This window comes from Streptococcus sp. Marseille-Q8145 (genome assembly GCF_965112035.1).
This window is the reverse complement of record NZ_CBCOPQ010000002.1, coordinates 39,260-60,262: the sequence shown is the minus strand read 5'-3', so window position 1 is coordinate 60,262 and position 21,003 is coordinate 39,260. Positions and strand designations below refer to the sequence as shown.

Genomic DNA, 21,003 nt, shown 5'->3' with positions numbered 1-21,003 from the left:
AGAATAAATCCTCATTCTATCAAACAAGGGGTAGGGAAAATTCCCACCCCTTTATTTAAACTTGCTTATTTGTTGCCGAATTTTTGATCGATAGTTTCTTTGATCAATTTAACAGCATCTTCAGCTGAAGTTTTAGCATCTTTCTTGCCGCTTACAGCATCGAAGAGCATGTTCTTAGCTGGATCCCAAACAGTACTCATTTCAGAGATGTTTGGCATTGGTTCTGCAGATTTGAACTGTTTAACAACTGCGTCTGTCAATTCATCTTTCTTGCTTACAGCGTATTCACGTGCTTCTGTGTTCGCAGGAACTTCGTTTGTTGCATCGTAAAGAGCTTTTTGTTGTGCAGTTGATGCAAGGAAGTTAACGAATTTTTGTGCACCGTCAACGTTCTTAGAACCAGCAGGGATGACCCAAGCTTTACCACCACCAAAGGCTTTGTATTCTTTGCCGTTTGGAAGTGTTGGGATAGTTGCTACGCCGTAGTTTACTTTAGCTTCTTTAAGAGATGCAGCTTTCCAAGGGCCGTCGATGATTGCAGCAGTTTTTCCGCTTTGGAATTGAGTTTGGATCAAGTTAGAAGCGCCTTCTGTATCTTGCATACCTTTAGGCCATTTTTCATACCAAGTCTTAGCGTATTCAATTCCCTTGATAGAACCTTCGTTAGCCAAACCGATATCTTTAGGATCTGTACCGTCTTTACCGAAGACATAAGCACCATTTCCAGCAAGGAGACCGTAAGCATAGTAGAAGTTTGTCCAGTCAGCAAGGAAAGCAGAAGTTTTGCCATCTTCACCAGCAAACGCATATTTGCTATCTTTTGCAAGTTCTTCCAATTCAGCAAATGTTGTAGGAGCTTTTTGGATCAGGTCTTTGTTATAGTACATTACCAAAGTCTCGATAACAGCAGGAGCACCGTAAGTAGTTCCGTCGATTGTTACCAGAGATTTAGTAGTATCGTCAGCTTTTGCATCTTTGCCCAACTCAACTTCTGAAAGCTGTCCGTCAGCACCTAGGCTTCCTACGCGGTCGTATGGTGCCATCATGACATCTGGAGATTTACCAGATTGGTTGTCAAGTGAAAGGTTATCAAGACCTGTAAGAGCATCACCTGTTTTGATAGTAACCTTTGTTCCGGTTTCTTTTTCGTAAGCTTTGGCAGCTTCTTCCATGTAGCTCTTGTAGCCTTCGTCTACATATGCAGTAAGCTCATTGCTTGCAGCCGTTTCTTTTTTAGAAGATTTGCTACCGCAGGCTGTCAAAATAAATCCTGCTAAAGCAACAGTACCGAGAACAGCAACGCTCTTCAACATTTTGTTTTTCATGATTATTCCTCCTAAAGAATAAAAATATAATACCATCTAAGAACACGCTTGCATAGCGCAAACGTTTTCTTGAACTTAAAATAATTTTAGCACAAAAGGTAAACGCTTGCAAGCGTTTTTAAGAAAATTTTTAAAAATTTTTAAGGAAAGAGTGTTAATTTAGATGATATATAAGGAAAGAAAATGGAAATCTATGGTATAATAAATAAAAAAGTTTTTTAAAAAGCTTGCACTTGAAAAAAAAATAGGTTATAATTCAAGCAACGCAAACGTTTTCGCTAAATAAAGTAGGAAACAAGCATGAAAAAATTTTTGAGGTGTTACATATGAAAGCAAGACAAAGTGGTGTATTGATGCACATTTCCTCTTTGCCAGGCAAGTACGGGATTGGTTCTTTTGGTCAGTCTGCTTATGATTTTGTGGATTTTTTAGTTAGAACGAAGCAACGTTATTGGCAAATCTTGCCTTTGGGAACGACTAGCTATGGGGACTCTCCTTACCAGTCTTTCTCAGCCTTTGCAGGGAATACTCACTTTATTGATTTAGATTTCTTGATTGACGAAGGCCTGTTGGCAGAAGAAGATCTAAAAGGTGTTGATTTTGGCGATGATCCAAAAGCTGTAGATTATGCAAAAGTATTTGAAGCACGTCGTCCTCTTTTGGAAAAAGCGGTTGCTCGTTTCCTTAAAGTTGGCGATCTTGACAAATTCCGTCACTTTGTTGCGGAAAATGCAGCTTGGTTGGAGCTTTTTGCGGAATACATGGCTGTTAAAGAGCATTTTGATCTGAAAGCTTGGACAGAATGGCCAGATGAAGCGATTCGTCGTCGCCAACCAGAAAGCTTGGCTAGCTATCGTGAGAAATTGGCAGATAAGCTGGAATACCATCGTGTAACTCAATATCTCTTCTTTAAACAATGGCTGGAACTCAAGAAATATGCCAATGACCATCACATTGAAATCGTTGGAGACATGCCAATCTATGTAGCTGCTGACAGTGCAGATGTCTGGGCTCAGCCTCACTTCTTCAAGACAGATAAGCAAGGTCGCCCAGTTAAGGTTGCTGGCTGCCCACCAGATGAATTTTCAGAGACTGGCCAATTGTGGGGTAACCCAATTTATAATTGGGATGCCATGGATAAAGATGGCTATGCTTGGTGGATTGAGCGCCTGCGCGAAAGCTTTAAGATTTACGACATTGTTCGGATCGACCACTTCCGTGGCTTTGAGTCTTATTGGGAAGTGCCAGCTGAGTCTGACACAGCGGCTACTGGTCACTGGGTCAAAGGTCCAGGTTATAAGCTGTTTGCCGCAGTGAAAGAAGCTTTAGGTGATTTGAACATCATTGCAGAAGATCTTGGATTCATGACGGATGAAGTCATTGAATTGCGTGAGCGAACTGGCTTCCCAGGTATGAAGATTCTGCAATTCGCTTTCAATCCAGATGATGAAAGCATTGATAGTCCACACTTGGCACCGCATAATTCTGTGATGTACACTGGTACTCACGACAATAATACTGTGTTGGGCTGGTATAAGGATGAGATCGATGACCCAACCCGTGAATACATGGCTCAGTATACTAACCGCAAAGAATACGAAACGGTGCCACATGCAATGCTTCGTACAATCTTTGCTTCCGTTAGCTACATGGCTATCGCAACGATGCAAGATTTGCTAGAGCTAGATGGCTCTGCCCGCATGAACCTGCCTTCTACAATTGGTGGTAACTGGGCATGGCGGATGACAGCTGAAGAGCTAAACCCTATCGTAGAAGGTCAGCTTTATCATTTGACTAAGGTCTATCGTCGTCTGAATACGGACTTGCTTTCATAAGACAATAAATTTCAATACTTTCTAATACTAGGAGAAATCATGTCAAACTTACAAACATATATTCAAAGAACTTATCAAAAGCAAATTGCTGATTGTAGCAATGAAGAGCTTTACTTGGCTCTCTTGAACTACACAAAATTAGCGAGCGCCCAAAAGCCAGTTAATACTGGTAAAAAGAAACTCTACTACATCTCTGCTGAGTTTCTGATTGGTAAACTCTTGTCAAACAACTTGATTAACCTTGGTCTTTACGACGATGTGAAAAAAGAACTTGCCGCTGCTGGTAAAGACTTGATCGAAGTCGAAGAAGTAGAATTGGAACCATCTCTTGGTAATGGTGGTTTGGGCCGTTTGGCAGCCTGCTTCTTGGACTCTATCGCAACACTTGGATTGAACGGTGACGGTGTGGGCCTTAACTATCACTTCGGTCTTTTCCAACAAGTCCTTAAAAACAATGAACAAACAACTATTCCAAATTTCTGGTTGACTGAGCAAAACTGGTTGGTTCGCTCAAGTCGTAGCTACCAAGTGCCATTTGCGCACTTTACCTTGACATCAACTCTTTACGATATTGATGTTCCTGGTTACAAGACAGCTACTAAAAACCGTTTGCGCTTGTTTGACCTAGATTCAGTTGATTCTTCAATCATCAAAGAGGGAATTGAATTTGACAAGACAGATATCGCTCACAACTTAACTCTTTTCCTTTATCCAGATGATAGCGACAAGCAAGGTGAATTGCTCCGTATTTTCCAACAATACTTCATGGTTTCAAACGGTGCACAATTGATCATCGACGAAGCGATCGAAAAAGGAAGCAACTTGCATGACCTTGCAGACTATGCAGTTGTACAAATCAACGACACTCACCCATCACTGGTTATTCCTGAATTGATCCGTCTCTTGACTGCGCGTGGTATCGAGCTTGATGAAGCGATCTCAATCGTTCGTAGCATGACTGCCTACACAAACCACACTATCCTTGCTGAAGCCCTTGAAAAATGGCCTCTTGAATTCTTGCAAGAAGTGGTTCCTCACTTGGTACCAATCATCAAAGAATTGGATCGTCGTGTCAAAGCAGAATACAAAGATCCAGCTGTTCAAATCATTGACGAGAGCGGCCGTGTTCACATGGCACACATGGATATCCACTATGGATACAGCGTTAACGGGGTTGCAGCACTCCACACTGAAATCTTGAAGAACTCTGAGTTGAAAGCATTCTACGATATTTATCCAGAGAAATTCAACAACAAGACAAACGGTATCACATTCCGTCGTTGGCTCATGCACGCTAACCCACGTTTGTCTAGCTACTTAGATGAACTTCTTGGTCGCGATTGGCACCATGATGCCGCTAAGTTGGAAGGTCTACTTGACTTTGCTGGCAAGCAAGAAGTGAAAGAAAAGCTGGAAGGCATTAAGTCTCACAATAAGCGTAAATTGGCTCGTCACTTGAAGGAAGCTCAAGGTGTGGAAATCAATCCAGATTCTATCTTTGATATCCAAATCAAGCGTCTGCACGAGTACAAACGTCAACAAATGAACGCTTTGTATGTCATCCACAAGTACTTGGACATCAAGGCTGGTAACATTCCTGCTCGTCCAATCACTGTCTTCTTTGGTGGTAAGGCAGCTCCTGCTTACACAATTGCCCAAGACATCATTCACTTGATCCTTTGCTTGTCAGAAATAATCGCGAATGACCCAGCAGTGGCACCACACTTGCAAGTGGTTATGGTTGAGAACTATAACGTTACAGCATCAAGCTTCTTGATTGCAGCTGGTGATATTTCTGAGCAGATTTCACTTGCTTCTAAAGAAGCTTCAGGTACTGGTAACATGAAATTCATGCTTAACGGTGCTTTGACACTTGGTACTATGGACGGTGCTAATGTGGAAATCGCTGAATTGGTTGGCGACGAAAATATCTACATTTTCGGTGAAGATTCAGAAACTGTTATCGACCTTTACGCAAAAGCAGCTTACAAATCAAGCGAATTTTACGCTCGTCCAGCTATCAAACCGTTGGTTGACTTTATCATCAGCGATGCTGTTCTTGCAGTAGGTAAGAAAGAACGCTTGGAACGTCTTTACAATGAATTGATCAACAAAGACTGGTTCATGACGCTTCTTGACTTGGAAGACTACATCAAAGTTAAAGAGCAAATGCTTACTGACTACGAAGACCGCGATGCATGGTTGGATAAAGTGATCGTTAACATTGCCAAAGCTGGCTTCTTCTCAGCAGACCGTACAATCCAACAATACAATGACGAAGTATGGCATTTGGAGAACTAGTTATTTAAAATAAGTGAAAAAGCCTAGGCAGGACTGTCTTGGCTTTTTTCGTGTTAGAAGACTAGAGTGAATAGCCTTGAAGGATAAGCTTTTCTAGTAGATAGAGCTTTTAAAATCGTATCAGATCTTGTCTCTTGTCAGTCTTTTCTTTTGGGTGTATAATAAGAAAAAGTATTTCTTTACAGGAGGTTGTTATGAAAAAGAAACCAATTTATCTCTATGTCTTACTGGGATTAGAAACAGTAGGCACTTTGTGGGAGCTTATTTCGAAGTTCTCCTCTTCAAATGATGCCGTGGAAACCTTACTAAAGGGGATCAATGAGCCAGCAAAATCTCAGTATGCAGCTTACTTTAGCAAGAGCGCTGAACTGTCAGGTTCGCTAATAAATAATATTTTCTTTTATGTTGGCTTGCTTCTTTTGATTGCAGCTTGGTTCTTCGTTTTTAAGAAAGATATTTTCAAAGCCAATCTTATTTACATCGTGAACGTTCTTATTGGCCTGATTGGAACAGCGTATGGTTATGTGGTAGCAAAAGGGATTGCAACTTCTTCCTTCTCGGATCCAACATTACTTTCAACTCAGATACTGGGGTTGAATATGAGCGTCGGCTTCTCTGTCGTTCTTAGCCTCATCTTCCTTTCGATTGTTGTCTTTAAGCTGATCAAGCAGCAAAAGGAAGCTGAAACTGTAGAAGTAGCTGAAGAAGAATAAGATTTGACAAATAACATTTACTGCCGATAATCTAGATGAGTGGATAAATGTTATTTTTTGGAACGGAGCAAATAAACATGAAAGTTTCCTTAGTTTATATCAGCTTGAGTGGCAATACAGAGAGTTTTGTCCGTCGTTTAAGCGACTATTTGTTAGAGCAGCATCCGAGTTTAGAGATTGAGAAAATCCACATCAAAGACTTAGTGAAAGAGGGACGTCCGTTCTTTGAAATGACCAATCCTTTCATTACCTTTCTACCGACCTATCTGGAAGGTGGCAATGGTGTAGATAATGGCGATGTCGAGATTCTTACGACAGATGTGGCCGATTTTATAGATTATGGGCAGAATGTTAGCAAGTGTTTGGGAGTTATCGGAAGTGGCAACCGTAACTTTAACAACCAGTACTGCCTGACTGCTAAGCAATACAGCCAGCGTTTTGGTTTCCCTGTTTTAGCTGATTTTGAAATGCGTGGCATGCTGGGCGATATCAAAAAGGTCGCTGGCATTATTGAAGAATTGTACGGAATAAAAGCATAAGTAAAAAGCCGTTCAGTCAACAGTTGTTGACCGAGCGGCTTTTGTTTATATTATTGGTTTGCTTGCTCGCCGGCGATAGTTTCGACCAGCTCTTTTGAATATAAAATTCCTAAACGGTAGTTTTTGTTAACGTAAGCAATAAGGTCATTTTGATTTTCACTAGTGGCCATTTTTCCTTGGAGTTCTTGTCGAAAATGATCACTTTTTAGGAGTTCCTGCTGCAACAAAATCTGCAACTTTACCTTTTCTCTTTTGTTGTACAAAAAGAGAATGACCAAGCTAAGGACAACTAAAATATAAGCAGTTTCATTCATAAAATATCTCTTCCTAAGAAAACCTCCCAAAACTGGAAGGTTTGTGTAGGGTTACATTTTTTCTGGAGCTTCTACACCAAGCATGCGGAGAGCTTCCTTCAGTACAACAGCAGTGGTGTAGCTAAGAGCTAGACGGCTGTCGCGTTCAGGCGTTTCGTCCAAGATGCGAGTGTGAGCATAGTATTTATTGAAGGCTTGAGCTAGGCTGATCGCGTATTTGGCAATCAGAGATGGCTCAAAGTTATCAGCTGCACGTTTGACTACGCGAGCGAAGTCTTGGAGCAGTTTGATAATTTCCCAGCTTTCAGCATCGTTGAGGTTGTAGTTGGCATCAAGACTTGGCTTGAAGTCTGCTTTGCGCAGGATAGACTGGATACGCGCGTAGGCATATTGTACATATGGTCCAGTTTCACCTTCAAAGGAAACCATTGCTTCCAAATCAAAGTCATAACCATTGCGGCGGTCAGTCTTAAGGTCGTAGAATTTAACGGCACCGACACCAACTGCATGGGCAACAGCTTCTTTGTTTTCCAGATTTGGATTTTTCTCTTCAATTTGAGCTTTTGCACGGCTGATTGCTTCTTGCAGAGTTGGTTCCAGAAGGATGATGTTTCCTTTACGTGTTGAAAGTTTTTGGCGATTCTTCGTAACCAGTCCAAAGTCCACGTGGATCATGTCATCGCTCCAGTCAAATCCCATCTTCTTAAGGACAGCTTTGAGCTGACGGAAGTGGTTTGATTGTTCTTGACCAACGACATAAACGTTCTTGACGAAGTTGTAAGTGCGCGCACGGTACATAGCAGTGGCAATATCACGGGTGATGTAAAGTGTAGCACCGTCTGATTTTTTAATCATAGCTGGTGGGAGATTGACATCGTCCAAGTCCACAATGCTAGCGCCTTTTGATTCCTTCAGGAGACCCTTGTCTTCCAGAATTTTCACGGCCTCGTCCATTTTGTCATTGTAGAAGGCTTCGCCATTTAAGCTATCAAATTCAACGCCGAGCAATTCATAGATACGGTTAAATTCAACGAGACTTTCGTCACGGAACCATTGCCAGAGTTCAGTTGCTTCTGGATCGCCATCTTCCAGTTTCTTGAACCAGAGGCGGCCTTCGTCGTCCAAGGCTGGATCGTTTTCGATTTCAGCATTGATGCGGACGTAAAGTTGCAAGAGTTCATCAATTGGGTTGGCTTCAACGGCTTCCTTGTTGCCCCACTTCTTGTAAGCAACCATGAGAAGACCGAATTGCTTGCCCCAGTCACCCAAGTGGTTGATCTTGATGGTATTGTAGCCCATCTTGCGGAAGATATTAGACAAGGCATCTCCGATAACAGTTGAGCGCAAGTGACCGACAGAGAAAGGTTTTGCAATGTTAGGACTAGAAAGGTCAATTGTGATATTTCCGCCCTGACCCTCGTTCTGTTGACCATAGTCAGCGCCTTCCTTGATGACTTCTTTGATGACTTGATCAGAGATTTTAGCTTTGTTGAGGAAGAAGTTGACATAAGGTCCAGTTGCGACAACTTTTTCAAAATGACTTGGGTCGATCTTTTCAGCGATATCCGCAGCGATAGCTTGAGGAGCCTTGCGTTCTACTTTAGCAAGTGAGAAAGCTGGGAAGGCAATGTCTCCAAGATCAGAACTTTTCGGCTGTTCTAGTAGGTTAGAGATAGCGGTTTGGTCCAAGCTGTCAATAACTTTGGCCAACTCGCTAGCGATTAATTGTTTATTATCCATATTTGCTCCTTTGAGTCTTTTGTTACTATTTTATCACATTTTATCACATTTTATGAGGAATCTTCAATTTTTTTGGTATAAGATAGATTTTTTGATATAATTGAGAGTATAAATATTCAGTCAATGAGGTCGAGCATGAGAAAGAGCGAGCGTCATCAACTTGTCAGAATGATGATCAAGGAAGAAAAGTTAGGAACACAAAAGGATATTCAAAAAAGATTGGAAGACGTGGGGATTTTTGTGACCCAGACAACCCTCTCGCGTGATCTAAGGGAGATTGGTTTGGCCAAGTTGAAAAAGGACGGTCAAGTCTATTATGTGCTGGCCCATGAAGCAGGAGAGCTGGACTTAGCAGAATTTTTGGCCAGTCATGTTCAGGCTGTTTCTCGAGCGGAGTTTACGCTGGTTTTCCGTACAGGACTGGGCGAAGCGACGGTCTTGGCAAATGTGGTAGATGGTTCGTTGGATAGTCGGATTTTAGGAACCGTTGCAGGTGCCAATACCTTGCTCGTGATTTGCCGGGATCAGGATGCCGCTAGAGAAATCGAGACGAGTGTCAAAGAAGGCATGGACTAGCCAAAAAGCTTAGAATTGACGGAGAGGTTTGAGACGGAAGTCCTGACCTCGTTTGTTTTTAGAAAGGATAGAGATGGCAGTAGAAAAGTTATCGCCAGGCATGCAGCAGTATTTGGATATCAAGAAGGACTATCCAGATGCTTTCTTGCTCTTTCGGATGGGGGATTTTTATGAGTTGTTTTATGATGATGCGGTCAATGCCGCCCAGATTTTAGAGATTTCTCTCACCAGCCGCAATAAAAATGCAGAAAATCCCATTCCCATGGCCGGAGTTCCCTATCATTCGGCTCAGCAGTATATTGATGTTTTGGTCGAGTCAGGCTATAAGGTAGCGATTGCGGAGCAGATGGAAGATCCCAAGGAAGCCAAGGGAGTTGTTAAGCGGGAGGTCGTTCAGGTTATCACGCCGGGGACAGTGGTGGACTCCAGTAAGCCGGACTCTGCCAATAACTTTCTGGTGGCTCTGGATTGCTCAGACAGGCTCTATGGTCTGGCTTATATGGACCTGGTGACTGGTGAGTTTCAGGTGACTAGTTTAGAGGACTTTTCCTTGGTCTGCGGGGAAATCCGCAATTTGAAAGCTAGGGAAGTGGTGCTGGGCTATGCCTTGCCAGAAGCTGAGGAGCAGGTCTTGGCTGGACAGATGAACCTTTTACTGTCCTATGTACAGACGGCCTTGGACGATGTCCAGCTGCTGGGCGAGGAGCTGTCTCCTATGGAGCGTCAGGCAGCAGGGAAATTGCTGGAGTATGTGCACCGGACCCAGATGAGGGAGCTCAGCCATTTAAAGAAGGCCCAGCATTATGAAATTAAGGACTTTCTGCAAATGGACTATGCCACCAAGGCGAGTCTGGATTTGACAGAAAATGCTCGTTCAGGCAAGAAGCACGGCAGTCTTTATTGGCTGATGGACGAGACTAAGACGGCCATGGGCGGCCGCATGCTGCGCTCTTGGATTCAGCGTCCGCTGATTGATGAAGCGCGAATTAGCCAGCGGCAGAATGTCGTCGAGGTCTTTCTGGATCATTTCTTTGAGCGGAGTGACTTGACAGAAAGCCTCAAGGGAGTCTATGATATCGAGCGGTTGGCCAGTCGAGTGTCTTTTGGTAAGACCAACCCCAAGGATCTGCTGCAGCTGGCAGCTACATTGGGCAATGTGCCTCAGATTAAGGCTATTCTTCAAGGAATTGGCAGCCCGCATCTAGCTCGTTTGATTGAGGGATTGGATCCTATTCCAGAGTTGGCAGGCTTGATTAGCTCGGCTATTTCGCCGGATGCGCCCCATATCATCACCGAGGGTAATATCATTCGGACAGGCTTTGATGAGACCTTGGATCAGTATCGGCTTGTGCTGAGGGATGGGACCGGATGGATTGCGGAGCTGGAAGTCAAAGAACGTGCTAACAGCGGCATCAGCAATCTGAAGATTGATTATAATAAAAAAGATGGTTACTATTTCCACGTGACCAATTCCCAGCTGGCTCATGTGCCCAGTCATTTCTTCCGCAAGGCGACCCTGAAAAATTCGGAGCGTTTCGGAACGGAGGAGTTGGCCCGAATTGAGGGAGAGATGTTGGAGGCGCGTGAAAAATCTGCTAATCTGGAATACGAAATTTTCATGCGGATTCGCGAGGAAGCTGGCAAATACATCCAGCGCTTGCAGGCCTTGGCACAAACGCTTGCAGCTGTAGATGTCCTGCAGAGTTTTGCTGCGGTGGCAGAACAGCAGCATTTAGTGCGCCCTGTCTTTACTGGGGATCGCCGTCTGGAAATTGAAAAAGGCCGCCATCCTGTCGTGGAAAAGGTCATGGGAGTCCAGAGCTATATTCCAAATAGTATTCTGCTGGACCAGGAAACGGACATCCAGCTCATTACCGGACCTAATATGAGCGGGAAATCGACCTATATGCGCCAGCTGGCTATCATCGTCATTATGGCACAGATGGGATCTTATGTGCCCGCCCAGTCTGCCAGTTTGCCACTATTCGATGCGATTTTCACTCGCATCGGTGCAGCAGATGATTTGGTGTCCGGCCAGTCCACCTTTATGGTGGAGATGATGGAGGCCAATCGGGCTATTCGGCAGGCCAGCGAGCGATCGCTCATCCTCTTTGATGAGCTGGGTCGTGGGACGGCTACTTACGATGGGATGGCGCTGGCTCAGGCTATTATCGAGCATATTCATCATTATACTGGGGCCAAAACCCTCTTTGCCACCCACTATCATGAGCTGACAGCCTTAGAGGACATCTTGGAGCATTTGGAAAATGTCCATGTGGCAACCTTGGAAAAGGACGGGCAGGTGACTTTCCTGCATAAGATTGAGCCGGGGCCGGCTGACAAGTCCTACGGAATTCATGTGGCGAAGATTGCTGGACTTCCTGAGAAATTACTGGAGCGGGCAGACAGCATTTTGAGCCATTTGGAAAGTCAGGATACTGGACTAGGCTCAGAGCTTCCTGCTGAATCCAGACCGAAGCAGCCACAAGTGGCTGAGCAGATGTCTCTTTTTGCAGAAGGAACGGAAAATCCGGTTCTAACTGAACTCCGAGACTTGGACATCTACAATATGACTCCTCTGGAAGTCATGGCAGCAGTGGCCGAGCTCAAGAAGAAGTTGTAAAAACAAAGAACGAGGCTGGGACAAAAGTCCTAGCCTCTCAATTGTCTTTGGATTGTCGAGCAAGACGCAGTGGTTGAGTGGGCTCTACTACGCTGATTTCATCAGCTTTTACAGTCCTACTTAACTGTGCGGAGGTGGGAGGACGAAATCGAATTCTAACGAATTACCGATTTCTGTCCCACTCTCGCTCTTTTTGTTTCTCACGATTTGCTAGACAAGCCGCTATTGATTTTTTGAATGTTGCGGTAGGTGCGGTAGTAGATGACGCCTGAAATGATTAGATAGATGAGGGTGAATTCCCCGACGGCAGTCAGTGTCAGACTGAGTATTTTTTCTCTTGGGAAAAATCCAGCTAGATTAGCCAAAAGTGCAAAGGTTAGAATCATCACGCCATAGTGGCTAACGACGGAGCGCAGGATGCTCCAGTCTCTTTTGAAGAAGCTTCCACTCCATTTGAAAACAGATCCCATGATAAACCAGATAAGCAGGCAGTAGAGCATGATAAGGGAAACATGGACATGCTGGCTCAAAAAGAAGTGACCGATAGGCGAGTCAGGGTGCAGCGGTAGATAAGCTGGATTGTAAAAATAAGAAACAATCATGGAGAAGAAGAGACCGATGAAAATCCCTCCAATCCCTCCGAAAAAGAGTTTTTTAAGACGAGTTTTCATAATTGCAACCTTTCTTTGATGGATTTGAGATAACGGCGGGACGAGTAGGTCTGATCGCCGTTTTTCAGAAATATTTGAATTAGACCATTGGGCGTCAGCTTGAGGTGACTGATTTGTCGGCTGTTGATAATCTCCGACTGAGAAATCTGCAGGAAATACTCCGGCAGGACCTGCAGCAACTGATAAAGAGCTTGTTGAGCTCGATAGCCGTCTTTTGCTGTGCGGACTTGAACATGACGATTTTCTGTATAGATTCGGTGGATTTCCTTAGCATCCAGCAGATAGATTTCATCTTCTTTTTTGACATGAATCTTGTCCTCTTTGCCTAGATGTTGAGCAAAGTGGACCAATTCCTGAATGCTTTCTGTCATGAGGCGAGCCTCAATGCTGACGGAGTCTTCGGTGACTTGAGAATCGATTCTTAGCTTAACTTTCATAACTTCCTCCTTTCACCTTTATTAAACCGCAACTTAGCAGCGAAAACAAGCCCTTTTGTCTATGTGGCAGCTATTTGTGTCTATATGGTTTGGCTTGCGGGCAGAATGGTTAAGACAAGGCTGCCCTCTGCTAGAAAGGGCCCAATGTGTTATAATAGATAGCAGAACAAATACGGAGAAAAAGATGTCAAAAATTATCGAACTTCCAGAAATTCTAGCCAATCAGATTGCGGCCGGTGAGGTCATTGAGCGGCCTAGCAGCGTGGTCAAGGAGCTGGTGGAAAATTCAATTGATGCGGGTGCAAGCCAGGTTACCATCGAAATCGAGGAGGCCGGGCTCAAGAGCATTCAGGTGACGGATAATGGTGAAGGCATAGACCACGAAGATGTCCCTCTGGCTCTTCGACGCCATGCTACCAGTAAAATCAAGAAGCAGGCAGATCTCTTTCGGATCCGGACGCTGGGTTTCCGAGGCGAGGCCATTCCTTCCATTGCTTCTGTCTCGCGTTTTACCATTGAAACAGCGACCGAATCTGGTCAGCACGGGACTTTGCTGGTTGCCCAAGGCGGTGAGATAGAAGAGCATGAGCCTACCAGCAGTCCGGTAGGAACGAAAATCAAGATAGAAGATCTCTTCTTTAATACTCCAGCCCGGCTCAAGTATATGAAGAGCCAGCAGGCTGAGCTTTCCCATATCGTTGATGTGATTAATCGGCTTAGTCTGGCCCATCCAGAGGTGGCTTTCACCCTTGTCAGTGACGGCCGCGAAATGACACGGACTGCCGGCAGTGGTAATCTGCGTCAGGCTATTGCAGGAATCTATGGTTTGATAACAGCTAAGAAAATGGTGGAAATCTCTGCTTCAGATTTGGACTTTGAAGTGAGCGGCTATGTCAGTCTGCCTGAGTTGACTCGTGCGAATCGGAATTATATTACGATTCTCATTAACGGCCGCTATATCAAGAATTTCCTGCTCAATCGAGCTATTTTGGACGGCTACGGCAGCAAGCTGATGGTAGGCCGCTTTCCACTAGCAGTCATCAATATTCAGATTGACCCCTATCTGGCCGATGTCAATGTCCATCCGACCAAGCAAGAGGTGCGGATTTCTAAAGAGCGGGAACTCATGGCCTTGATTTCGCAATCTATTGCGACCAGTCTCAAGGAGCAAGACCTTATCCCGGATGCTTTGGAAAATCTAGCCAAATCAACTGTTAAGCGTGCCACTAAGCCCGAACAGACCAGCCTTCCGCTGAAAGAAAATCGCCTCTACTACGATAAGGAGCAGAATGACTTCTTCCTCAAGCCACAAGTCGCGGAGCAGCAACTATCCTTTGAAGAATCAGCGGAGCCTGTTCATGAAGCGACAGATGAAAAAGTAGAACCGCAACCGACTTCGGTCAAATTTGCAGAGAGAAAGCTGGCCAGCTATGACCAGCTAGACCATCCAGAGCTAGATCAGGCCAGTCTGGAGCGGGCTGTGGATAAGTTGGAGCAGGAAGAGAAATCAAGCTTCCCAGAGTTAGAATATTTCGGCCAGATGCATGGCACCTATCTCTTTGCTCAGGGCAAGGGCGGTCTTTACATTATTGACCAGCATGCTGCCCAGGAGCGGGTCAAGTATGAGTATTATAGGGAGAAGATTGGAGATGTGGACAATAGCCAACAGCAGCTCTTAGTGCCCTATATCTTTGAATTTCCAGCGGATGATATGCTGCGAATCAAGCAGCGGATGGAGCTGTTAGAAGATGCTGGCATCTTTTTAGAAGAGTACGGAGCCAACCAGTTTATCCTCCGTGAGCATCCTATTTGGTTCAAGGAAGAGGAGATTGAGGCCGGTATCTATGAGATGTGTGATATGCTGCTCCTGACCAAGGAAGTTTCTATCAAGAAATATCGAGCAGAGCTGGCTATTATGATGAGCTGTAAACGTTCTATTAAGGCCAATCATAGCTTAGATGACTACTCGGCACGTGATTTAATTTTCCAACTATCCCAATGCAACAATCCTTATAACTGTCCACACGGTCGACCAGTCTTGGTTAACTTTACCAAGTCGGATATGGAAAAAATGTTTCGCCGCATTCAGGAAAATCATACTAGCCTACGGGAGTTGGGTAAGTATTAATACTCTTCGAAAATCAAAACCATACATTCTTAATTTCGACTTGTCTGATTCAAGTTATACCTGCATTTTACTGTCTAGTCTGATTTTGATTTTTATTGACAATGATAAAATAGCATAGCCTCAGTTGCTTGACTGAGGCTATTTTTTAATCTTGAAGCTGAACTTGCGTTCCAGCAAGCAAATCAGCTGGATGGCGTCTGTCCTTGCGAAGCAATCCCATCAGCAGAAAGATCAAGAAGAGAATACCTGCTGAAGTTGACAAGAAAATTGACAGGGTATCTGCTTGATAAGCACTACGGATAGCTCCCATATGTCCCAGCTGCCAAGGGAAAAACTTGATAGCAGAGCGCAAAAGGCTGTGAGCAAGGCTCCTATGCTTGTAAACCAACTGTAAACCTGCCCAACGCTTGCCAAAACTTCCTTTTCTATAGTCTAACCAAGCAAAGATGATAGATAGAGGAAGGACTGAGGTAGAAAAAGCCAGAAGTTGGCTCTGAGCTTCAGTGAATGCAGGAATGCCTCCTAGAACTAGATTGTAAAAGCCTATAGCTAGTAAAAAAAAGAGCAATGAGGTAGCCTGAGATAAAGAGCCAGTCACCAAAGAGTTCTTTCAGACGAGTTTTGACAGGTATGGGATTGTCAGTTTTTAGCTTTATCTTGAGCACCTTCTTTCTGAGCGTCCCCATCAAAGCCGATAACCTTGTTCAGGTACTTTTCCTTAATCTTTAGCGCCTTGTTAATAGCCATTGCTGATGCGACTAGGAGGAAAAAAGCTAACCAGACCAGCGCAGTGAATTTTGCTGGAAAGCTAGAGCCTGCGGAAAAGAGATAAATAGCCAAGGCTAATACAAAAATATACAAAACATGCCAGAAGCCATAAGATTTCACTACTTTGTAGTAGCGGTCTTTTTCGTCTTCTGAGAGGACGGGTTTTATTTCCGGCTTGTCACTTTCTTCTAAAAGTAGATAATCTGTCGTCACCTGGAAAATCTTGCTCAGTTCTACAATTTTTTCCAGCTCGGGCAGTGCTTGGCCAGATTCCCACTTGGAAATGCTCTGGCGAGAGACATTGATCTGTTCAGCTAGCTTTTCTTGTGACCAGACTTTCTCTTTTCTTAGTTCAAATAATTTATCAGCGAGTTTCATCGTGATGGCCTCCTTTTCTTTGCTAACTCTATCCTAACAGCTTTTAGTTATCTTGAGAATACAGCTTCCTGTACATTTTGTCAACCGCTGGTTGCACTTCTGTTTGCAGTTTTCAGACAGAAAATATGATATACTAGATAGGCAAAATGATACAAAAAGAAGGAAGATTATGTACGAATATTTTAAAGGAATTATCAGTAAAATCACAGCTAAGTACATTGTGTTGGAAGTCAACTCTATCGGCTATATTCTTCATGTAGCCAACCCCTATGCTTACTCAGGGCAGCTTCATCAGGAAGCCAAGGTTTATGTGCACCAGGTGGTGAGAGAAGACGCGGAGCTTTTATACGGTTTTGCGACCGAGGAGGAGAAGCAACTCTTTCTCAGCTTGATCTCAGTCTCAGGTATTGGGCCAGTGTCTGCCTTGGCTATCATTGCCGCAGACGATAATGCTGGCTTGGTACAAGCCATTGAGCAGAAAAACATTACCTACCTGACCAAGTTTCCTAAAATTGGTAAGAAAACAGCCCAGCAGATGGTGCTGGACTTGGAAGGCAAGGTAGTGGCGGCAGATGGTCCGGCAGAAAGCAAGGCGCCCGTCCAGACTGTGGATAATCAAGAGCTGGAAGAAGCCATGGAAGCTATGCTGGCTCTGGGATACAAAGCTGCTGAGCTCAAGAAAATCAAGAAATTCTTTGAAGGCACGACGGACACAGCTGAAAACTATATCAAGTCTGCCCTTAAGATGTTGGTAAAATAGGAGGAAGATATGACCAAACGTTGTGGCTGGGTAAAGATGAACAACCCCTTGTATGTGGCCTATCATGATGAGGAGTGGGGAAAACCCCTCCATGATGATCAAAAGTTATTTGAATTGCTCTGCATGGAGACTTATCAGGCTGGACTTTCTTGGGAGACTATTCTCAATAAACGCCAAGCTTTTCGAGAAGCTTTTCATTTCTATGATGCCCAGAAAATTGCTCAGATGACGGATACAGACTTGGATGCTCTTTTGGATAATCCTGATATCGTCCGCAATAAGATGAAAATCTATGCGACTAGGGCCAATGCCCAAGCTTTTTTGGCTGTTCAAAAGCAGTTTGGCTCTTTTAACGACTATATCTGGTCCTTTGTCGAGTTCAAAACGATTGACAATCAAATTACGAACTACAAGGAAGCCCCAACTAAGACCGAGCTTTCAGAAACTATGTCCAAGGCGCTGAAAAAGCAAGGCTTCAAATTTGTCGGTCCAGTTTGCGTTTATTCATTCCTGGAAGCAGCTGGCCTTATCAATGACCATGAAAAGAATTGTGATTGGAAGTAGAACAATGAAAACAAGAAAATTTCTCCTCATTTTTATCACCCTCTATACTATTTTATTTCTAGGTAGAGGCTTGCAGCTGATTGGAATAAATTGGCTGATTTACCCAGTTTATTTCCTTTTATTTATCTTAGGAATCTTAGCTTATCGTGAAGAATTAAAGGAGCAGTTAGCCTTGATTCTGACTAAGAAGAAGGAATTTCTAAAAACGATTTCTTTGTACATGGTCTTCGTTTTCTTTCTGTCCATTGCCTGCAACCTGCTTTCAGCTTTGATGAAACAGAGTCTGGGCTTGCCGCTACAGGGGCAGAATGATGCCAGTATTCAAGGAGCCTTGTTGAAAAATCCATTTTTAATCTTGGTTATCGGTTGCTTTATCGGGCCAATCGTTGAAGAGTTTTTCTTCCGCCGCTTTTTCCTAGGTACTTTTTTGGCAAAATTCTCCAACTGGCTAGGTATTGTGTTGACAACCATTCTATTTGCTACCCTTCATATGCACAGCTGGGACTTATCAGAGTGGGTGACAGCTATTTCCTACATTGCCGGAGGTCTTCTTCTCTCGCTCCTGTATCTGAGAAAGGACAAAAATATCTGGTATCCAATAGCCCTCCATTGTTGCAACAATATCATTGCTTTCATGGTAACAATTTTTTTAATGTAGTAGTAGAGTGGTAAGTAAATAAAGCGAAAGTTTAGCGGTTACTTTTTAAGTATTTTGAAGATTTATAATAAAGGAAATGAAGGATGGACAATAGAGCCTTAGTATATTTGGCAGAGAATCGTATCTTGGAGACGGAGCGCCTCCTCCTACGTCCTATGACTATGGATGATTTGTTGGATTATCATGAGTATACTTCAGATGGAGAATTATTAAAATATGATTATCCAGAGCACCAAAGCATAGAAGAGAGCCGAGAGAGTCTTGTCTTATATAATTTAAGTGCTCCTTTGGGCCGCTACGGTATCGAGTTGAAATCTGAAGGTAAATTAATTGGCAATATCTCTCTTCGAATAGATACAGAACAAGAAACGGCGGAAATAGGCTATACAGTCAATGCTAACTATCACAGAAAAGGTTACGCAACTGAAGCAGCCTTAGCCTTGAAAGAATTGGCTCAGAACATGCCGGGGGTAAAAATATTTCTTGCCCACACGACTAAGCCCAATCTTGCTAGTCAAGGAGTTTTAGAAAAAATTGGGATGACTCTGATGTGGGAAAAGGAGGGAGTGAGCCTTCGAGGAGAGCCAACCATCCGTCTCCGCTATGAAAGTAAGTTAAAGAATAACGAAAAAAAGGCCTAGACAAGATAGTTGTCTTAGCCTTTTCTGTACAGTGTGAATATTATTACTCCTCCTTCTGCATCCAAATCTTTTCCTTGATAAAGATGCGCAGCTCGTAGAAAAGCATAAAGAGAGTAGAGACGAGGAAGCCTGCCATAAAGATATGGTGCAAGTAAGCAAAGACACCAATGTAAACCAAGATGGAAAAAAGGTAGAGGATAACTAAATAATGCCATTTTTTAGCCTTGCTGTCTTCGATGACCTTTTTCTCCAAATGCTCGTCCTCCTTGATGAGCTGATCTAGACTGAGATCAAACTCCCGACTGATAGCGATGAGATTGCCAATATCAGGGATTCCTTTTCCACTTTCCCAGCGGGCAATGGCAGAGCGGGAAACATTGAGCCTTTCTGCTAAGGCTTCCTGAGTGAGCTGATGATGTTGACGAATGTCTTTGAGAACTTGAGAAATTTTCATGATGATTCCCTCTCTTTTTTAGTAAAATAAATAAGTTTCTTCTTTACATCCTTTTCATATTTATTATAAAAAGAAAAAGTTCCTTTGCCAATAGCATCTGCCTAACAATCCAGTTATTCTCCATAACAAACAGATTTTTAAAAGTTATCCACAGGATGTTGACAACTTTGTCAATCAAGTTGACAGCTCTTTTTATTTCCTGAAAAGAAAATCAACTTTTTTACTCTTTTTTGTGATAAAATAAAGCCAATTCCGAATAGTAAGGTAGGAGGTTCTATGAAAGCAGAAATTATTGCTGTGGGCACAGAGATTCTGACAGGTCAGATTGTCAATACCAATGCCCAGTTTTTATCTGAAAAGCTAGCTAGTCTAGGAGTTGATGTCTATTTTCAGACGGCAGTGGGGGACAATGAAAACCGTCTTCTCTCTGTCCTAGAAATTGCCAAAGAGCGCAGTGATTTAATTATCCTGACAGGAGGCTTGGGGCCAACGGAGGATGATTTGACCAAGCAGACCTTGGCTAAGTTTATCGGTCGAGATTTGAGCTTCGACCCAGCGGCTGTGGAAAAGTTGGATCATTTTTTTGCCAGCCGACCAGACTATGCCCGAACGCCCAACAATGAACGTCAGGCCCAGCTGGTTACAGGCTCGACTCCGCTACCAAATGCGACAGGTCTGGCCGTTGGCGGTTTACTAGAGGTTGATGGAGTGACCTATGTGGTCCTGCCTGGCCCGCCTAGCGAGCTCAAACCTATGGTCAATAACGAGCTGGTTCCCCTCTTATCCACAGGCCAGAAATTGTATTCACGGGTGCTGCGCTTCTTCGGTATTGGCGAGAGTCAGCTGGTAACTATTTTGGCCGAGATGATTGATCAACAAAGTGATCCGACCATTGCTCCTTATGCAAAGATAGGCGAAGTGACCTTGCGATTGTCCACTAAGGCTCTGAGTCAGGCAGAAGCGGATGCTAAGTTTGAGGCTGTGGAAAAGTCTATTTTGGCGCATCAGAGTTTTGAGGGGCAGTCTTTGTCCGAGATTTTCTACGGTTATGGGGATGACAATTCTTTGGCTCAAGTGGCCTTTGACTTGCTCAAGAGTCAAGGGAAGACGATTTCGGCGGCGGAGAGTCTGACAGCTGGTCTCTTTCAAGCGACCTTGGCAGATTTTGCTGGGGCGTCCTCCGTTTTTTCAGGTGGCTTTGTCACCTACAGCATGGAGGAAAAGAGCCGGATGCTGGATATCCCGTTGGGAGATCTGGAGAAGCACGGTGTCGTTTCAGCTTTTACGGCTGGGAAAATGGCAGAGCAAGCTAGAAAGCTGACCGAAAGTGACCTAGCTGTCAGTCTGACAGGCGTGGCAGGCCCAGATTCGCTGGAAGGCCATCCAGCTGGGACCGTTTTTATCGGCTTAGCGAGTGAATCAGGAACGGAAATTATTGAGGCCAATATTGCTGGTCGCAGTCGAGGTGATGTGCGGAAGATTGCCGTCATGCACGCCTTCAACCTCGTACGAAAAACTTTATTAAAGAACTGATTTTTGGTATAATGAACAGATGGCCAAAAGACATTTTAGAAAAAA

19 protein-coding genes and 1 pseudogene are annotated in these 21,003 nt (G+C 43.9%); 12 read left to right on the top strand and 8 right to left on the bottom strand.

Annotation, left to right across the window (positions count from 1 at the left end; all coding sequences use genetic code 11):
• Positions 1 to 65: 65 nt before the first annotated feature.
• On the bottom strand, positions 66 to 1,325 hold the full coding sequence (locus tag ACWPVL_RS03455; RefSeq protein WP_454386927.1) for an extracellular solute-binding protein: 1,260 nt from the start codon (positions 1,323 to 1,325) through the stop codon (positions 66 to 68).
• A gap of 317 nt (positions 1,326 to 1,642) precedes the next feature.
• Between ACWPVL_RS03455 and malQ the strand changes: the two genes are divergently transcribed.
• From malQ to nrdI, 4 genes are all read left to right on the top strand, one after another.
• Positions 1,643 to 3,160, top strand: a complete 1,518-nt coding sequence (gene malQ / locus ACWPVL_RS03450) for a 4-alpha-glucanotransferase (RefSeq protein WP_257000789.1) — start codon at positions 1,643 to 1,645, stop codon at positions 3,158 to 3,160.
• A gap of 39 nt (positions 3,161 to 3,199) precedes the next feature.
• On the top strand, positions 3,200 to 5,461 hold the full coding sequence (gene glgP, locus ACWPVL_RS03445) for a glycogen/starch/alpha-glucan family phosphorylase (protein ID WP_454386925.1): 2,262 nt from the start codon (positions 3,200 to 3,202) through the stop codon (positions 5,459 to 5,461).
• A gap of 194 nt (positions 5,462 to 5,655) precedes the next feature.
• Positions 5,656 to 6,174: an ABC transporter permease gene (locus ACWPVL_RS03440; RefSeq protein ID WP_048765598.1), complete on the top strand. Its 519-nt coding sequence runs from the start codon at positions 5,656 to 5,658 to the stop codon at positions 6,172 to 6,174.
• 77 nt (positions 6,175 to 6,251) lie between these two features.
• Positions 6,252 to 6,713 carry a class Ib ribonucleoside-diphosphate reductase assembly flavoprotein NrdI gene (nrdI, locus tag ACWPVL_RS03435; RefSeq protein ID WP_454386922.1) on the top strand — a complete coding sequence of 154 codons (462 nt, stop codon included), beginning with the start codon at positions 6,252 to 6,254 and terminating at the stop codon, positions 6,711 to 6,713.
• A gap of 50 nt (positions 6,714 to 6,763) precedes the next feature.
• Here the strand turns inward: nrdI and ACWPVL_RS03430 are convergent, their stop codons facing one another.
• Both ACWPVL_RS03430 and argS read right to left on the bottom strand, forming a co-directional pair.
• Positions 6,764 to 7,027 carry a MarR family transcriptional regulator gene (locus ACWPVL_RS03430; protein ID WP_454386920.1) on the bottom strand — a complete coding sequence of 88 codons (264 nt, stop codon included), beginning with the start codon at positions 7,025 to 7,027 and terminating at the stop codon, positions 6,764 to 6,766.
• Positions 7,028 to 7,078: 51 nt separating this feature from the next.
• Positions 7,079 to 8,767 (bottom strand): arginine--tRNA ligase, encoded by a 1,689-nt coding sequence (argS, locus tag ACWPVL_RS03425; RefSeq protein WP_454386918.1) that lies wholly within the window; start codon positions 8,765 to 8,767, stop codon positions 7,079 to 7,081.
• Positions 8,768 to 8,902: 135 nt separating this feature from the next.
• Here argS and argR point away from each other — a divergent pair, with 135 nt between their 5' ends.
• Together argR and mutS are read left to right on the top strand one after the other, a co-directional pair.
• Positions 8,903 to 9,343: an arginine repressor gene (gene argR / locus ACWPVL_RS03420; RefSeq protein WP_454386916.1), complete on the top strand. Its 441-nt coding sequence runs from the start codon at positions 8,903 to 8,905 to the stop codon at positions 9,341 to 9,343.
• A gap of 73 nt (positions 9,344 to 9,416) precedes the next feature.
• The gene (gene mutS, locus ACWPVL_RS03415) at positions 9,417 to 11,966 is read left to right on the top strand and encodes a DNA mismatch repair protein MutS (protein WP_454386914.1); all 2,550 of its coding nucleotides are present in this window, start codon (positions 9,417 to 9,419) and stop codon (positions 11,964 to 11,966) included.
• Positions 11,967 to 12,166: 200 nt separating this feature from the next.
• Here mutS and ACWPVL_RS03410 read toward each other — a convergent pair whose 3' ends face one another.
• Entirely contained in the window at positions 12,167 to 12,637 is a 471-nt protein-coding gene (locus tag ACWPVL_RS03410) for a DUF3021 family protein (RefSeq protein ID WP_454386912.1), read from the bottom strand.
• The gene (locus ACWPVL_RS03405) at positions 12,634 to 13,074 is read right to left on the bottom strand and encodes a LytTR family DNA-binding domain-containing protein (protein ID WP_454386910.1); all 441 of its coding nucleotides are present in this window, start codon (positions 13,072 to 13,074) and stop codon (positions 12,634 to 12,636) included. Before ACWPVL_RS03405 ends, ACWPVL_RS03410 begins: the two co-directional genes overlap by 4 nt.
• A 184-nt stretch (positions 13,075 to 13,258) precedes the next feature.
• Here ACWPVL_RS03405 and mutL point away from each other — a divergent pair, with 184 nt between their 5' ends.
• Positions 13,259 to 15,202: a DNA mismatch repair endonuclease MutL gene (gene mutL, locus ACWPVL_RS03400; RefSeq protein WP_454386908.1), complete on the top strand. Its 1,944-nt coding sequence runs from the start codon at positions 13,259 to 13,261 to the stop codon at positions 15,200 to 15,202.
• 145 nt (positions 15,203 to 15,347) lie between these two features.
• On the opposite strand, the pseudogene ACWPVL_RS03395 reads toward mutL, so the two are convergent.
• Positions 15,348 to 15,858 (bottom strand): annotated as a pseudogene (locus ACWPVL_RS03395) (RDD family protein).
• A complete protein-coding gene (locus ACWPVL_RS03390) occupies positions 15,842 to 16,348 on the bottom strand; it encodes a helix-turn-helix domain-containing protein (RefSeq protein ID WP_454386906.1) in 507 nt (168 codons plus the stop codon). Before ACWPVL_RS03390 ends, ACWPVL_RS03395 begins: the two are co-directional and overlap by 17 nt.
• Before the next feature lie 169 nt (positions 16,349 to 16,517).
• On the opposite strand from ACWPVL_RS03390, the gene ruvA reads away from it, so the two are divergent.
• The 4 genes from ruvA to ACWPVL_RS03370 all read left to right on the top strand — a co-directional run bounded on the left by ruvA (position 16,518) and on the right by ACWPVL_RS03370 (position 18,971).
• On the top strand, positions 16,518 to 17,108 hold the full coding sequence (gene ruvA / locus ACWPVL_RS03385; protein WP_414263031.1) for a Holliday junction branch migration protein RuvA: 591 nt from the start codon (positions 16,518 to 16,520) through the stop codon (positions 17,106 to 17,108).
• 9 nt (positions 17,109 to 17,117) lie between these two features.
• The gene (locus tag ACWPVL_RS03380; RefSeq protein ID WP_454386904.1) at positions 17,118 to 17,672 is read left to right on the top strand and encodes a DNA-3-methyladenine glycosylase I; all 555 of its coding nucleotides are present in this window, start codon (positions 17,118 to 17,120) and stop codon (positions 17,670 to 17,672) included.
• 4 nt (positions 17,673 to 17,676) lie between these two features.
• Positions 17,677 to 18,330 (top strand): CPBP family glutamic-type intramembrane protease, encoded by a 654-nt coding sequence (locus ACWPVL_RS03375; RefSeq protein WP_454386902.1) that lies wholly within the window; start codon positions 17,677 to 17,679, stop codon positions 18,328 to 18,330.
• A gap of 83 nt (positions 18,331 to 18,413) precedes the next feature.
• A complete protein-coding gene (locus ACWPVL_RS03370; protein ID WP_454386900.1) occupies positions 18,414 to 18,971 on the top strand; it encodes a GNAT family N-acetyltransferase in 558 nt (185 codons plus the stop codon).
• A 43-nt stretch (positions 18,972 to 19,014) separates the two neighbouring features.
• Here ACWPVL_RS03370 and ACWPVL_RS03365 read toward each other — a convergent pair whose 3' ends face one another.
• Complete coding sequence (locus ACWPVL_RS03365) at positions 19,015 to 19,425, bottom strand: helix-turn-helix domain-containing protein (RefSeq protein ID WP_454386898.1); 411 nt, start codon at positions 19,423 to 19,425, stop codon at positions 19,015 to 19,017.
• A gap of 276 nt (positions 19,426 to 19,701) precedes the next feature.
• Here ACWPVL_RS03365 and ACWPVL_RS03360 point away from each other — a divergent pair, with 276 nt between their 5' ends.
• Positions 19,702 to 20,958: a competence/damage-inducible protein A gene (locus ACWPVL_RS03360; RefSeq protein WP_454386896.1), complete on the top strand. Its 1,257-nt coding sequence runs from the start codon at positions 19,702 to 19,704 to the stop codon at positions 20,956 to 20,958.
• Positions 20,959 to 21,003 lie beyond the last annotated feature (45 nt).

What these genes read in the sequence shown, in the direction of transcription:
- ACWPVL_RS03455 (WP_454386927.1), bottom strand. Translation starts at nt 1,325, where the DNA reads ATGAAAAACAAAATGTTGAAGAGCGTTGCTGTTCTCGGTACTGTTGCT.
- glgP (WP_454386925.1), top strand. Translation starts at nt 3,200, where the DNA reads ATGTCAAACTTACAAACATATATTCAAAGAACTTATCAAAAGCAAATT.
- ACWPVL_RS03440 (WP_048765598.1), top strand. Translation starts at nt 5,656, where the DNA reads ATGAAAAAGAAACCAATTTATCTCTATGTCTTACTGGGATTAGAAACA.
- nrdI (WP_454386922.1), top strand. Translation starts at nt 6,252, where the DNA reads ATGAAAGTTTCCTTAGTTTATATCAGCTTGAGTGGCAATACAGAGAGT.
- ACWPVL_RS03430 (WP_454386920.1), bottom strand. Translation starts at nt 7,027, where the DNA reads ATGAATGAAACTGCTTATATTTTAGTTGTCCTTAGCTTGGTCATTCTC.
- argS (WP_454386918.1), bottom strand. Translation starts at nt 8,767, where the DNA reads ATGGATAATAAACAATTAATCGCTAGCGAGTTGGCCAAAGTTATTGAC.
- argR (WP_454386916.1), top strand. Translation starts at nt 8,903, where the DNA reads ATGAGAAAGAGCGAGCGTCATCAACTTGTCAGAATGATGATCAAGGAA.
- mutS (WP_454386914.1), top strand. Translation starts at nt 9,417, where the DNA reads ATGGCAGTAGAAAAGTTATCGCCAGGCATGCAGCAGTATTTGGATATC.
- ACWPVL_RS03410 (WP_454386912.1), bottom strand. Translation starts at nt 12,637, where the DNA reads ATGAAAACTCGTCTTAAAAAACTCTTTTTCGGAGGGATTGGAGGGATT.
- ACWPVL_RS03405 (WP_454386910.1), bottom strand. Translation starts at nt 13,074, where the DNA reads ATGAAAGTTAAGCTAAGAATCGATTCTCAAGTCACCGAAGACTCCGTC.
- mutL (WP_454386908.1), top strand. Translation starts at nt 13,259, where the DNA reads ATGTCAAAAATTATCGAACTTCCAGAAATTCTAGCCAATCAGATTGCG.
- ACWPVL_RS03390 (WP_454386906.1), bottom strand. Translation starts at nt 16,348, where the DNA reads ATGAAACTCGCTGATAAATTATTTGAACTAAGAAAAGAGAAAGTCTGG.
- ruvA (WP_414263031.1), top strand. Translation starts at nt 16,518, where the DNA reads ATGTACGAATATTTTAAAGGAATTATCAGTAAAATCACAGCTAAGTAC.
- ACWPVL_RS03380 (WP_454386904.1), top strand. Translation starts at nt 17,118, where the DNA reads ATGACCAAACGTTGTGGCTGGGTAAAGATGAACAACCCCTTGTATGTG.
- ACWPVL_RS03375 (WP_454386902.1), top strand. Translation starts at nt 17,677, where the DNA reads ATGAAAACAAGAAAATTTCTCCTCATTTTTATCACCCTCTATACTATT.
- ACWPVL_RS03370 (WP_454386900.1), top strand. Translation starts at nt 18,414, where the DNA reads ATGGACAATAGAGCCTTAGTATATTTGGCAGAGAATCGTATCTTGGAG.
- ACWPVL_RS03365 (WP_454386898.1), bottom strand. Translation starts at nt 19,425, where the DNA reads ATGAAAATTTCTCAAGTTCTCAAAGACATTCGTCAACATCATCAGCTC.
- ACWPVL_RS03360 (WP_454386896.1), top strand. Translation starts at nt 19,702, where the DNA reads ATGAAAGCAGAAATTATTGCTGTGGGCACAGAGATTCTGACAGGTCAG.